Source organism: Pseudomonas sp. KnCO4, from assembly GCF_045344305.1.
GTDB lineage: Bacteria > Pseudomonadota > Gammaproteobacteria > Pseudomonadales > Pseudomonadaceae > Aquipseudomonas > Aquipseudomonas anuradhapurensis.
In genome coordinates this window covers 1,301,769-1,313,470 of record NZ_CP174199.1, presented here as the reverse complement: position 1 = coordinate 1,313,470, position 11,702 = coordinate 1,301,769, and the positions used below count along the sequence as shown (strand labels likewise).

Annotated in this window: 16 protein-coding genes; 5 read left to right on the top strand and 11 right to left on the bottom strand. The window is 63.0% G+C overall.

From position 1 onward, the window contains the following. Nucleotides 1-103 precede the first annotated feature (103 nt). On the top strand, nt 104-703 hold the full coding sequence (locus ACJA3S_RS06110) for a Yip1 family protein (RefSeq protein ID WP_003252385.1): 600 nt from the start codon (nt 104-106) through the stop codon (nt 701-703). 125 nt (nt 704-828) lie between these two features. Next, on the top strand, nt 829-1,323 hold the full coding sequence (locus ACJA3S_RS06105; RefSeq protein ID WP_406821163.1) for a SprT family zinc-dependent metalloprotease: 495 nt from the start codon (nt 829-831) through the stop codon (nt 1,321-1,323). Between the two features lie 87 nt (nt 1,324-1,410). Here ACJA3S_RS06105 and fpr read toward each other — a convergent pair whose 3' ends face one another. Next, nucleotides 1,411-2,190, bottom strand: coding sequence for a ferredoxin-NADP reductase (gene fpr / locus ACJA3S_RS06100; RefSeq protein ID WP_023381933.1), 780 nt, complete (start codon nt 2,188-2,190; stop codon nt 1,411-1,413). Between the two features lie 120 nt (nt 2,191-2,310). On the opposite strand from fpr, the gene finR reads away from it, so the two are divergent. Beyond that, entirely contained in the window at nt 2,311-3,237 is a 927-nt protein-coding gene (gene finR / locus ACJA3S_RS06095) for a LysR family transcriptional regulator FinR (protein ID WP_170028696.1), read from the top strand. Here finR and ACJA3S_RS06090 read toward each other — a convergent pair. The 3 genes from ACJA3S_RS06090 to ACJA3S_RS06080 form a co-directional block, all read right to left on the bottom strand. After that, nucleotides 3,234-3,599 carry a diacylglycerol kinase gene (locus tag ACJA3S_RS06090; protein ID WP_004375479.1) on the bottom strand — a complete coding sequence of 122 codons (366 nt, stop codon included), beginning with the start codon at nt 3,597-3,599 and terminating at the stop codon, nt 3,234-3,236. The genes finR and ACJA3S_RS06090 overlap by 4 nt on opposite strands. A 73-nt stretch (nt 3,600-3,672) precedes the next feature. After that, nucleotides 3,673-4,323 carry a response regulator transcription factor ErdR gene (erdR, locus tag ACJA3S_RS06085; protein ID WP_016715442.1) on the bottom strand — a complete coding sequence of 217 codons (651 nt, stop codon included), beginning with the start codon at nt 4,321-4,323 and terminating at the stop codon, nt 3,673-3,675. 77 nt (nt 4,324-4,400) lie between these two features. Beyond that, a complete protein-coding gene (locus ACJA3S_RS06080; RefSeq protein ID WP_406821162.1) occupies nt 4,401-5,111 on the bottom strand; it encodes a tRNA-uridine aminocarboxypropyltransferase in 711 nt (236 codons plus the stop codon). Between the two features lie 219 nt (nt 5,112-5,330). On the opposite strand from ACJA3S_RS06080, the gene ACJA3S_RS06075 reads away from it, so the two are divergent. After that, entirely contained in the window at nt 5,331-5,750 is a 420-nt protein-coding gene (locus tag ACJA3S_RS06075; RefSeq protein ID WP_170028694.1) for a quorum-sensing-regulated virulence factor family protein, read from the top strand. A gap of 16 nt (nt 5,751-5,766) precedes the next feature. Here ACJA3S_RS06075 and ACJA3S_RS06070 read toward each other — a convergent pair whose 3' ends face one another. Further along, the gene (locus ACJA3S_RS06070) at nt 5,767-5,976 is read right to left on the bottom strand and encodes a hypothetical protein (RefSeq protein WP_186689793.1); all 210 of its coding nucleotides are present in this window, start codon (nt 5,974-5,976) and stop codon (nt 5,767-5,769) included. A gap of 160 nt (nt 5,977-6,136) precedes the next feature. Between ACJA3S_RS06070 and ACJA3S_RS06065 the strand changes: the two genes are divergently transcribed. Then, nucleotides 6,137-7,255, top strand: a complete 1,119-nt coding sequence (locus ACJA3S_RS06065; protein ID WP_406821161.1) for an LOG family protein — start codon at nt 6,137-6,139, stop codon at nt 7,253-7,255. A gap of 120 nt (nt 7,256-7,375) precedes the next feature. Here ACJA3S_RS06065 and recX read toward each other — a convergent pair whose 3' ends face one another. The 6 genes from recX to ACJA3S_RS06035 form a co-directional block, all read right to left on the bottom strand. Beyond that, nucleotides 7,376-7,846: a recombination regulator RecX gene (gene recX, locus ACJA3S_RS06060; protein WP_406821160.1), complete on the bottom strand. Its 471-nt coding sequence runs from the start codon at nt 7,844-7,846 to the stop codon at nt 7,376-7,378. An 18-nt stretch (nt 7,847-7,864) separates the two neighbouring features. Further along, nucleotides 7,865-8,932: a recombinase RecA gene (recA, locus tag ACJA3S_RS06055; protein WP_170028690.1), complete on the bottom strand. Its 1,068-nt coding sequence runs from the start codon at nt 8,930-8,932 to the stop codon at nt 7,865-7,867. Between the two features lie 103 nt (nt 8,933-9,035). Then, complete coding sequence (locus ACJA3S_RS06050; protein WP_406821159.1) at nt 9,036-9,518, bottom strand: CinA family protein; 483 nt, start codon at nt 9,516-9,518, stop codon at nt 9,036-9,038. A 91-nt stretch (nt 9,519-9,609) separates the two neighbouring features. Beyond that, nucleotides 9,610-10,098: a lysis system i-spanin subunit Rz gene (locus tag ACJA3S_RS06045; protein WP_406821158.1), complete on the bottom strand. Its 489-nt coding sequence runs from the start codon at nt 10,096-10,098 to the stop codon at nt 9,610-9,612. Continuing rightward, nucleotides 10,092-10,640 (bottom strand): glycoside hydrolase family 19 protein, encoded by a 549-nt coding sequence (locus ACJA3S_RS06040; RefSeq protein WP_170028688.1) that lies wholly within the window; start codon nt 10,638-10,640, stop codon nt 10,092-10,094. Before ACJA3S_RS06040 ends, ACJA3S_RS06045 begins: the two co-directional genes overlap by 7 nt. Before the next feature lie 27 nt (nt 10,641-10,667). Then, nucleotides 10,668-11,702 carry a phage late control D family protein gene (locus ACJA3S_RS06035; protein WP_406821157.1) on the bottom strand — a complete coding sequence of 345 codons (1,035 nt, stop codon included), beginning with the start codon at nt 11,700-11,702 and terminating at the stop codon, nt 10,668-10,670.

Here is an 11,702-nt window from a genome sequence, read left to right as displayed (position 1 = left end):
TACTGCGAAATAGGGCCACATTACCGCTTGCTTCGGTGTTCGGGCCTGGGGCCGCAGCGCTCCATCTGGGGGGCGTCTGGCAACATTGAGAGGAGTGATCGGCATGATTCATCACGTTGTGGGGCTGTTTACCCATCCCGACCAGGAATGGCGGGAGATTCGTGGCGAAGAAGAAACCATCAGCCACATGTACCTGACGCACACCCTGATCCTGGCTGCGATCCCCGCCGTTTCGGCATTCATCGGTACCACCCAGGTCGGCTGGGTGATCGGTGATCGACCAGCGGTGATGCTGACCATGGAAAGCGCCATCTGGATGAGCATCATGTCGTACCTGGCAATGCTCGCCGGGGTGGCGGTAATGGGTGCATTCATCCACTGGATGGCCCGCACCTACGATGCCAACCCATCCATGGCACAGTGCATCGCCTTTGCCACCTACACCGCCACGCCGTTGTTCATCGGTGGCCTGGCGGCGCTGTATCCGCACCTGTGGCTGGGCATGCTGATCGGCACCGCAGCCATCTGCTACACGGTATATCTGTTGTATGTGGGTTTGCCCACGTTCATGAACATACCGTCCGACGAGGGCTTCCTGTTCTCCAGCTCGGTGCTGGCGGTAGGCCTTGTGGTGCTGGTGGCCATCATGGCGGCCACGGTCATCATCTGGGGCCTGGGCGTGGGGCCCGTATACACCAACTAGAACTTGACCAACACTGGGCATCGCCAGGGGCCGCCGCAAGGCGGCCTCTGGCTGTGCGCTGACCGGTGGCTCGGCAGGCGGCCCGGGGTTGCGGCATAATGCTCGGCCAGGAGAACCATCCCGCCATGCCCGAGCTGCTCAGACAACGCGTCGAAACCTGTTACCAGCAAGCCGAAACCTTCTTCAAACGTACCTTCCCGCGCCCGGAAGTCAGCTTCAAGCTGCGCGGGCAAAAAGCCGGGGTCGCCCACCTGCACGAAAACCTGCTGCGCTTCAACCTGCAACTGTATCGGGAGAACCAGGAAGACTTCCTGCGCCAGACCGTGGCCCATGAAGTGGCACACCTGGTGGCCCACCAGCTGTTCGGTGACCGCATCCAGGCCCATGGCGAGGAGTGGCAGCTGATCATGCGTGGCGTGTATGAATTGCCGCCCAACCGTTGCCACAACTATGAAGTGCAGCGCCGCGTGGCTACCCGCTATATCTACCGCTGCCCGTGCCCGCAAAGCGATTTCCCGTTCACCGCGCAGCGGCACAAGCTGGTGCGCCAGGGGCGACGCTACCTGTGCAAGCAGTGTCGGGGAATACTGGTCTACAGCGGCGAGACGCGCGTCGAATAGGGTGGATAGCGCCGGAGCAGAACGCACAGGAATTCCAGGCATAAGAAAGGCGACCCATCGGTCGCCTTCTTTGTACCTGGCTACGCCTTACTTCTCGACGAAGGCGCGCTCGATCAGGTAATCACCCGGCTCGCGCATGCGCGGGGAGATCTTCAGGCCGAAGCTGTCCAGCACTTCGCTGGTCTCGTCGAGCATGCTCGGGCTGCCGCAGATCATCGCGCGGTCGTCCTGCGGATTGATCGGTGGCAGGCCGATGTCGCTGAACAGCTTGCCGCTGCGCATCAGGTCGGTCAGGCGCCCCTGGTTCTCGAACGGCTCACGGGTCACGGTCGGGTAGTAGATCAGCTTGTCGCGGACCGCCTCACCGAAGAACTCGTTCTGCGGCAGGTGCTCGGTGATGAATTCGCGGTAGGCCACTTCGTTCACGTAGCGCACGCCGTGCACCAGGATCACTTTCTCGAAGCGCTCGTAGGTTTCCGGGTCCTGGATGACGCTCATGAACGGCGCCAGGCCAGTGCCGGTGCTCAGCAGGTACAGGTGCTTGCCGGGGTTCAGGTCGTCGAGGACCAGGGTGCCGGTGGGCTTCTTGCTGATGATGATCTCGTCGCCTTCCTTCAGGTGCTGCAGCTGCGAGGTCAGCGGGCCATCCGGCACCTTGATGCTGAAGAACTCCAGGTGCTCTTCCCAGTTCGGCGAAGCGATGGAATAGGCGCGCATGAGCGGACGACCGTTGTCCTGCTGCAGGCCAATCATCACGAACTGACCGTTCTCGAAGCGCAGGCCCGGGTCGCGGGTGCACTTGAAGCTGAACAGGGTGTCGTTCCAGTGGTGCACACTGAGGACACGTTCGTGGTTCATGTTGCTCATCGAATGGGGCTCCTGAAGAAAGACGCGGCGCGCGCATACGCGCAGTTGCGCGATAGTTTAGGGGCAGCGACAATATCTGTTAACTGGATTATCAAGATATGTGTTATCGGTTATATCGATATGCGATTCACACTTCGTCAACTGCAGGTCTTCGTTGCCGTGGCCCAGCACCAGAGCGTCTCGCGGGCCGCCAGTGTGCTGGCGTTGTCGCAATCGGCCGCGAGCACCTCGATCACCGAACTTGAGCGCCAGTCCAGCTGCCAGCTGTTCGACCGCGCCGGCAAGCGCCTGAGCCTCAATGCCCTGGGCCAGCAACTGTTGCCGCAGGCCGTCGCCCTGCTCGACCAGGCCAAGGAAATCGAAGACCTGCTCAATGGCAAGTCCGGTTTCGGCTCGCTGGCGGTCGGCGCCACGCTGACCATCGGCAACTACCTGGCCACCTTGCTGATCGGCAGCTTCATGCAGGTGCACCCGGAAAGCCAGGTAAAGCTGCATGTGCAGAACACCGCACATATCGTGCAACAGGTTGCGCACTACGAAATTGATCTAGGTCTGATCGAAGGCGACTGCAACCACCCCGACCTGGAGGTTCAACCTTGGGTCGAGGACGAACTGGTGGTGTTCTGCGCACCGCAACATCCGCTGGCCAAACTGGGCCGCGCCGATGTGCAGACCTTGTCCCAGGAGGCCTGGATCCTGCGCGAACAGGGCTCCGGCACGCGCCTGACCTTCGACCAGGCCATGCGCCACCAGCGCACCAGCCTCAACATCCGCCTGGAACTGGAACACACCGAAGCCATCAAGCGCGCGGTGGAGTCAGGCCTGGGTATCGGCTGCATTTCGCGCCTGGCCCTGCGTGACGCCTTCCGCCGCGGCAGCCTGGTTGCGGTGGAGACCCCAGAGCTGGACCTGAGCCGCCAGTTCTACTTCATCTGGCACAAACAGAAGTACCAGACTTCAGCCATGCGCGAATTTCTCCAACTGTGCCGCAACTTCACCGCGGGCTTTACCCGCAGTGACGAGATCGTCCTGCCGCCGATCGCTTAAAGCAGGATCACACCCCACACCAGCGCCACCATGGTCAATGCCACCAGTTGTGCGGCGCTGCCCATGTCCTTGGCGTTTTTCGACAGTGGGTGGCGCTCCAGCGAAATGCGGTCGATGGCCGCCTCGACTGCCGAGTTGAACAACTCGACGATCAAGCCCAACAGGCATACGGCAATCATGATCGCCCGCTCCGCACGGCTGACCGGCAGCCAGAAGGCAATCGGCACCAGCAGCACGTTGAGCAGCACCAGCTGGCGGAACGCGGCCTCGCCCTTGAAGGCGGCGCGCAGGCCGTCCAGCGAGTAGCCAGCGGCGTTGAAGATGCGTTTGAGGCCGGTCTGGCCCTTGAATGGCGATGTCATGTGAGTCACTTCACAACCGAAAGGCCAGCAGCCTAGAGCGGCAAGGGTCAAAAAAGCGTGAATCGATGCGCAGTCAGTTGCTGGCAACCGATTCAAGTTGTTGCAGCAGCAACGCGGCCTGGGTGCGGGTGCGCACGCCAAGCTTGCGGAAGATTGCGGTCACATGGGCCTTGATGGTTGCTTCCGAGACATTCAGCTCATAGGCGATCTGCTTGTTCAGCAAGCCTTCGCAGACCATGGTCAGCACGCGGAACTGCTGCGGCGTGAGGCTGGCCAGGCCTTCGCTGGCGGCCTTGGCCTCGGCCGAGACGTCGACCTTTTCGAACGCCTGCGGCGGCCACCAGACTTCGCCGTCGAGCACCTTGCGTACCGCATCCTGGATCACTTCCAGGGTGCTCGACTTGGGAATGAAGCCGCTGGCACCAAACTCGCGGGACTTGACCACCACGGCGGCCTCTTCCTGCGCCGAAACCATCACCACCGGGATCTGCGGGTATTGCCCACGCAGCAGCACCAGCCCGGAAAAACCGTAGGCACCCGGCATGTTCAGGTCCAGCAGCACCAGGTCCCAGTCGGCTTTTTCGCTCAGGCGGGTTTCCAGTTCGGCGATGCTGGCAACCTCCACCAGGCGCACATCCGGGCCCAGGCCGAGGGTAACGGCCTGGCGCAGGGCACCACGGAACAGCGGGTGGTCATCGGCAATCAGGATTTCATAAGTGGCCATCGATCTAGGGATCCTGTTCTGTGTCGGGCACTCGGGTAGGCTCATTATGAACCAAAGCAGGGCTTGTGCCCCTTGGACTATAGGAAGGTATGCAAACGCTGATGGGTGTCGTCCTGCTCGTCCAGCGGCAGGCGCCGCTTGCCACTCAGGTAATGCAGGCTGAACACGTCCAGGTAGGCGTCCAGCGCCTGCGAGGCCTGGCTATCGCCGGCCAGGTCGAGGCACATGGCAGCCACTTCCGCCGTGCAGAAGTGATCATCGCGCCGCGAGCGGCGCAGGCGGTAGCGGGACATCTGCTCGGCGGCCAGGCTCAACACCGGGAAGCGATCAAGATACGGGCTTTTGCGGAACATCTTGCGGGCTTCGGTCCAGGTGGCATCCAGCAGGATGAACAACGGGCGCTTGCCCGGCTCACGCACTACCTCGCTGACCACGCGCTCCTGGGCAACGAATTCGCCAGGAAAGACGATGTAGGGTTGCCAGCGCGGGTCGTCCAACAGGGCCAGCAAGCGTTCGTCGACCGAAGTGCGCAGCCAGCCGAAGGCCGAGGTGTCTTCGATCAGGTCGGCGATCAGCCATCCGGTATTGGTGGGTTTCAGCGGTTCGGTGTCATGCATCAGCAGGCACACGCCGGATTCGGCCTGCACCCGTGGCTTCCAGGCGCACAGGCAATGGCTGGCGATGACTCGGCAACCCGGGCAACGTTCGGCACGCGAGCCACGGGCGATGAAGGGCTTGTTGCTGCGCGCCAGGCGTTCGGCGCGCAGACGCGCTACCGCATGGCTCATGCCGGCAGGCCTCTGGACAGGTTGGGAATGGACACAAGGGTTGCTCGGTGAAAACAAGGCCGCCAGTCTACCAGAACAGGGGGCAATTGCTGTGCAGTTGGCAAGGCGGTCCTTATAATCGGCGTTTTACCGTGCCCTGACCTCGCACCTTCGCGATATTCACGGAACGCCGTCGACCCGCGCATGTCAAAGCGCCAGTCATCGAACCAGGAGAGATTCATGCTGCGCCGTATCGCCCCCGTCCTGAGCCTGATGCTCGCCCTGCCCCTGGCCGCCCAGGCTGCCTCCAAGCAGGATTACGACTTGAACAACATGCTGCAGAAGGTGGCCAAGGAGAGCAGTGTCGGTACCCCGCGGGCCATCAACGAGGACATCCTCGACCAGGGTTACACCGTGGAAGGCAAGGCGCTGATCAACCACCTGAGCGTGCGCCAGAGCCACGCCGAGCGCATGCAGGCCAACCCGGAACAGGTTCGTAGCCAGCTGGGTGACAGCGTGTGCCGCAACACCGGTTTCCGCAACCTGATGTCCAAAGGCGCGGTCATGGTCTACCGCTTCACGGTCTACAAGACCAACCAGCCAATCATGGACCAGGCCTTCGACAATGCCAGCTGTGTGGCTGGCAACAAGAAGAAGTAACGACAAGCTGCAATCGCTACGCCTTTTCGTCTTCACGGGCGCGCCAATGGCCTTCAGCGGCATCGGCGCGCATTTCTGCCAGCAGCGCCTGCAAATACTGCGACTGGCACTCCAGCCCCGACAGCCTGCGTCGGCACTCGGCCTCCAGGCTCAGGTGGTGTACCTGGGCCGCCTTTTCCAGCCGCTGATACAGCTGCCGGTCCACCTCGATGATCAAGCGATGCATACCGCCACCTCCTGCATCGACACGTTTCGCTTTACCAGTTAACCAAACCCGCATCGCCAGTGGCTGCGTGCCGACGGGCGGGCGCATCGAAGACCCCGGCACAATCGATCGCAAGGGTCTAGATTGAGGTCAGAGGTATTGGTGCAGAAGGAGACGTTGCATGCCTTACCAATCGAATGAACTGCTGTTCAGCCATTTCCGCGACAACAACATCGACCTGAGCAACATCGACGCACAATTGCAACTGGTGGCACCGGACAGCCCCAACCTACCGCTGTACCGCGACATGATGCTGACCATCCTGCGCATGGCCCATGACGACACCGACCGCTGGAGTGCCAAGATCACCCTGCAGGCCCTGCGGGAACTGGACCACTCGTTTCGCGCCCTGGAACGCTACAAGGGCCGGCGCAAGGTAACCGTGTTCGGCTCGGCACGCACCCCACTGGAACACCCGATGTACGCCTTGGCCCGCGAACTGGGCGCGACGTTGGCGCGCTCCGACCTGATGGTCATCACTGGCGCCGGCGGCGGCATCATGGCGGCAGCCCACGAAGGCGCTGGCAGCGATCACAGCCTTGGCTTCAATATCACCCTGCCCTTCGAGCAACACGCCAACCCCACGGTGGACGGCACCGACAAGTTGCTGCCGTTCCACTTTTTCTTCATCCGCAAACTGTTCTTCGTCAAGGAAGCCGATGCCCTGGTGCTATGCCCTGGCGGGTTCGGCACCCTGGATGAAGCGCTGGAGGTGCTGACCCTGATCCAGACCGGCAAAAGCCCACTGGTGCCAGTGGTGCTGCTGGACTCACCGGGTGGCAGCTTCTGGCGCGACTGCCTGGACTTCGTCAGCCGCCAGCTGGAAGAAAACCGCTACATCCTGCCCAGCGACCTGAAGCTGTTACGCCTGGTGCACAGCGCCGACGAAGCGGTCGAGGAAATCAACCAGTTCTACAGCAACTACCATTCCAGCCGCTGGTTGAAGAGCCAGTTCGTGATCCGCATGCACCACCCGCTCAGCGAAGCCGCGCTGTATGACATCCAGGAAGGTTTCGCCGACTTGCGCCTGAGCGGCAAATACCACCAGCAGCCTGACAGCAGTGCCGAGCATGAAGTGGGCAATTTCAGCCACCTGACCCGTTTGTCATTTGCCTTCAATGGCCGCGATCAGGGCCGCTTGCGCGAGCTGGTGGACTTTATCAACCTGCCGGAAAACTGGGCCAAGCCGCAGCCCATGCATACCACGCAGCGGGCCCGGGAGGCGTTGAAAGCCAGTTGATACCGTGTTGCTTGCCTTGGCGGCGCTCTGCCCCCCTGGCGCGACACAAGGCCGCTCCTGCAGGAACTGCGCAAGCCCTACGGCCAGCGCCATTCCTGCAGGAGCGGCCTTGTGTTGTATTTAGTAGTCGTCGAGATCACGCCCACTGAGCAGGCGGCTGATCATGTCCATCGGGAAACCCCGGTAAGCAAGAAACCGGGTTTGCTGGGCACGGCTACGCGGATCGTGGGGGCGCCGGCCAGCAAACTTGCGCTGCCAAACCTCACGCATGCGCTCGCTCCACTCTACCCCGCTGTCGCGCAGCGCCTGCTCGATGTCCGCCCGCGCCAAACCGCGCTGGCTCAGCTCCTCGCGAATTCGCGCAGGGCCATAGCCGGAGCCGGAACGATAACGGATGAAGCTTTCGAGGTAGCGGGCTTCACTGAGCAGCCCTTCTTCGGCAAGCCGATCGAGCTCGGGCTCGATCAGCTCATCCGAAGCGCCGCGCTGACGCAATTTGCGCGTCAGCTCGACGCGACCGTGCTCACGTCGCGCGAGCAAGTCCATGGCTGTCCGCCGGATAGCGACGGGGGTGTCGAGTTCGGCGGACATGTTCGGCTATCCGTGCAATCAATAACCGGCGTCAGCGTCGGCCATGTCATCAGCATCAGCTTCGGCCGCAGCAGCCTTCCCGGCAGCCGCAACAGCACCAGCGGTCAGCAGCTTCTCGCGGATCTGCTTCTCGATCTCGGCGCCGATGGCCGGGTTCTCAGCCAGGTACTTGGCAGCGTTTGCCTTGCCTTGACCGATTTTGTTGCCCTGGTAGGCATACCAGGCACCGGACTTCTCGACCAGCCCCTGGGCCACACCCAGGTCGATGATCTCGCCATTCCGGTAGATGCCCTTGCCGTAGAGGATCTGGAACTCGGCCTGACGGAACGGTGGCGACACCTTGTTCTTGACGATCTTGACGCGGGTTTCGCTGCCGACCACCTCGTCGCCTTCCTTGACTGCACCGGTACGACGGATGTCCAGACGCACCGAGGCGTAGAACTTCAGGGCGTTACCACCAGTGGTGGTTTCCGGGCTGCCGAACATCACGCCGATCTTCATACGGATCTGGTTGATGAAGATGACCAGGCAGTTGGCGTTCTTGATGTTACCGGTGATCTTGCGCAGCGCCTGGGACATCAGGCGAGCCTGCAGGCCCACGTGCATGTCACCCATCTCGCCTTCGATCTCGGCCTTGGGTACCAGGGCGGCCACGGAGTCGACGATGATCACGTCAACGGCATTGGAGCGCACCAGCATGTCGGTGATTTCCAGCGCCTGTTCGCCGGTGTCCGGCTGGGAAACCAGCAGGTCATCGACATTGACACCCAGCTTGCCGGCATATTCCGGGTCGAGCGCGTGTTCGGCGTCGACGAAGGCACAGGTGGCGCCGTTCTTCTGGGCTTCGGCGATGACCGACAGGGTCAGCGTGGTCTTACCCGACGACTCCGGGCCGTAGATTTCGACGATACGGCCTTTCGGCAGGCCGCCGATGCCGAGGGCGATGTCCAGGCCCAGGGAGCCGGTGGAGATGGCAGGGATCGCCTGGCGCTCATGGTCGCCCATGCGCATGACCGCACCCTTGCCGAATTGGCGTTCGATTTGACCCAGGGCCGCAGCCAAGGCGCGCTTCTTATTGTCGTCCATTGAAATCCTCACGTGTTCGACTTGGCCCTGACGGCCGGAATACCTGTATAAGTAGCCAGTATTATTCCACAGGCAAGCGCGCGAGCAAACCCCTGTTGTCGATTTACTCGGCACCAAGCTGTAACAAGCCGTCTAACGCGGCGATCACCGTCTGTCGGCGCACGGCTTCGCGGTCGCCCTCGAAGTGCCGGCGTTCGCTGGTGACATGGCTGCCATCGGCCCAGGCCAGCCACACGGTGCCCACCGGTTTGGCCGGCGACCCGCCGTCGGGCCCGGCCACGCCACTGACTGCCACGGCGAAGCGCGCACCACTGGCGGCCTGGGCACCACGGGCCATGGCCTCGACCACCTCCTGGCTGACTGCGCCAACCTCGGCGAACAACGCCGCCGGCACGTTCAACTGGCGGGTTTTCTGCGCATTGGAGTAGGTCACGTAGCCGGCCTCGAACCACGCAGAGCTGCCGGGTACCCGGGTGATGGCTTCGGCGATACCGCCGCCGGTGCACGATTCAGCAGTGGTGACCTGGGCGTTGAAGCGGCGCAGATGTTCGCCGAGACGGCTGGCGAGGACGGTGATCGGGTCCATGTCGGGTTCCTTGAAGGGCATGCACACAACGTAACATTTTTGCGCCTGTCGCGTGCATGGCTCGCAGGCGCCAGATGCGTCCGGGCCTGCCTCAAGGCCCGCCACGCACCTCCCGCACGTAAGCCTGGCAAGCCCGTAACGCAATCAACCCCCGGTCGCCTTCATCGGTGATGGCGACAATTCGTCGAGCATGCGCCGGCTCAAGTCCGGCACGTACGGTTGCATGATCCAGGCGGGTGGCGCTGGTGGTGGTGGCGGGCACTGCGCCAGGGAGGGTGTCGCGTTCGACCAGGACCGACAGGCGCAGATCGGCAGTAGCAAGACGATCACGCAGGCGAGCCTGAGACTGCTGGACATCGGCAAGTTCCTTGAAATGACGGGTTTCACTTTCTTCCAGGCGTCGTTCGAGCCGCTGACGCCGTTCACGTTCGGCCAGCAGCCGGGCAGCCTCGGCTTGCGCCTGGGCTTGCGCCAGTTGCGCCAGCTGCCGGCCATAGCGCCAGCCCTGAACCTGCCAGGCCAGGGCCATGGACAGCATCAGCAGGCAGCCAGCGAGCGCCAGCTGCCACCGGCTCAACACAACACCTCGCGCGCCCGCGCCCAGAGCTTGAGCCGGTCCTCCAGGCCATTGAGCCCACCATTGATATGACGCGTGATGCGGTTGAACTCGCCGCGGTCAGCCAGGGCATTGAGCCCACGCGAATGCCAGAACCACGCCGCCGACTCACAGGCCCAGCGTGGCTGTTCGAGCAGTTGCGGCTGCGCCAGCAAACGCTCGTCGCCGAACAACGCGCGGCTGCAGGCCTGGTAATTGTTGCGCCCGGTTACCTGGATCAGGCCGCGCCCGCAGTACCGCTGGCCATCGCCATCGGCCTGTGGCGTATTGCCCAGGCGCAAGGCCAGGCTGCCAGTGTCGTAGCGCGCCAGGTATTGGTCGTTGCCGAGTTCCTTCACATACCGGAACTGCCCGGACTCATGGCCAACCTGGGCGATGAACGCCGCCACGCGCTTGGGGTTGTCGATTTCCCAGCGCGGCAGGCTGAGGTTCAGTGCCGAAAGAAAAACGCCCGCTACCGGGCGGGCGTTCGGCAAGATCTGTAGCAATTGTGTTTCAGTGAGCATAGATGACTTTTCTCCCTGTATCGCTGCTCAAGCCTTGATCGCGGCCTGGCGACGCGGTGCCGCGCCCTTGGCCTGTACCTTGCCCGCCTTGCCAGCGTTGCCCTGCACGGTGGTGCGCCAGCCCGAGCTGGTGAACACCTGCTCCACCGAGTCGATCTGGTATTGCCCGTCGAGGCCATCGACAAAACCGTGCAGGTCGATGCTGCGTTCGGCGAACAGGTCGGTACGCCCCGGCATGTCCAGGCGCACCTGGGCGGTAGCGCGGTTGAAGCTGGCCAGGCGGGCCCTGGCCGCCTGCTCGGCGGCAGCGCGGTTGGGGTAGAGGTGGCGGTCGGTATGCACCGGCCGCTGCCCCTCGGCGGCGCCATCGTTGCCCAGCTCGATGGTCCTGGCCACGCCACTGGCTGCATCGAAATGACGGGTGCGCACGGCCTTGCGCGCGGCCTTGTCGTCAAGGCGAAAGTGCCACTGGCTGACCTCGCCACGGGAAATGCCGACCACGCCCAGGGGCTTGCCGCTGGCGCTCTGCCCGGCCTGGCGCGGCAATACCAGCAGTTGGCCATTGGCAAGCTTGGCAGTGCTGTCGTACTGGCGCGCCAGGCGGGTGATGAAGTTGAAGTCCGATTCGTTGACCTGGTCGACCCGAGGTACCTGTATGAACACCGGGCAGATCGCCTGCCAGCCATTGCGCGCGCCGATTTCGGCGACGATGCGCTGCAAGGGCACGGCCTCCCAGCTGCCGCTGCGGACGCTCCGGCCACTGCCGCGCAGGTCGCTGGCCTTGCCGCGAATCACCAAGGTATCGGGCGGGCCGGACACCTCGACTTCATCGACGGTGTAGCGCCCCAGCCGGGTCAGCGGCTGGCCGGCGTAACCCAGATGCAGCTCGATCAGTGCACCGCGAGGCGGTACGGCCACGGTCCCGTCCCGGGCATCGATGCGCAGCTCGAAGTCATCCGCTTCCATGCCTGGTTTGTCGGTGGTCCGCAGCAGCAACAGGCGATCGTTGATCAGTGCAGTAATGTCCTTGCCATCGGCCTGGATGCGAAATTGTGGCTGCAT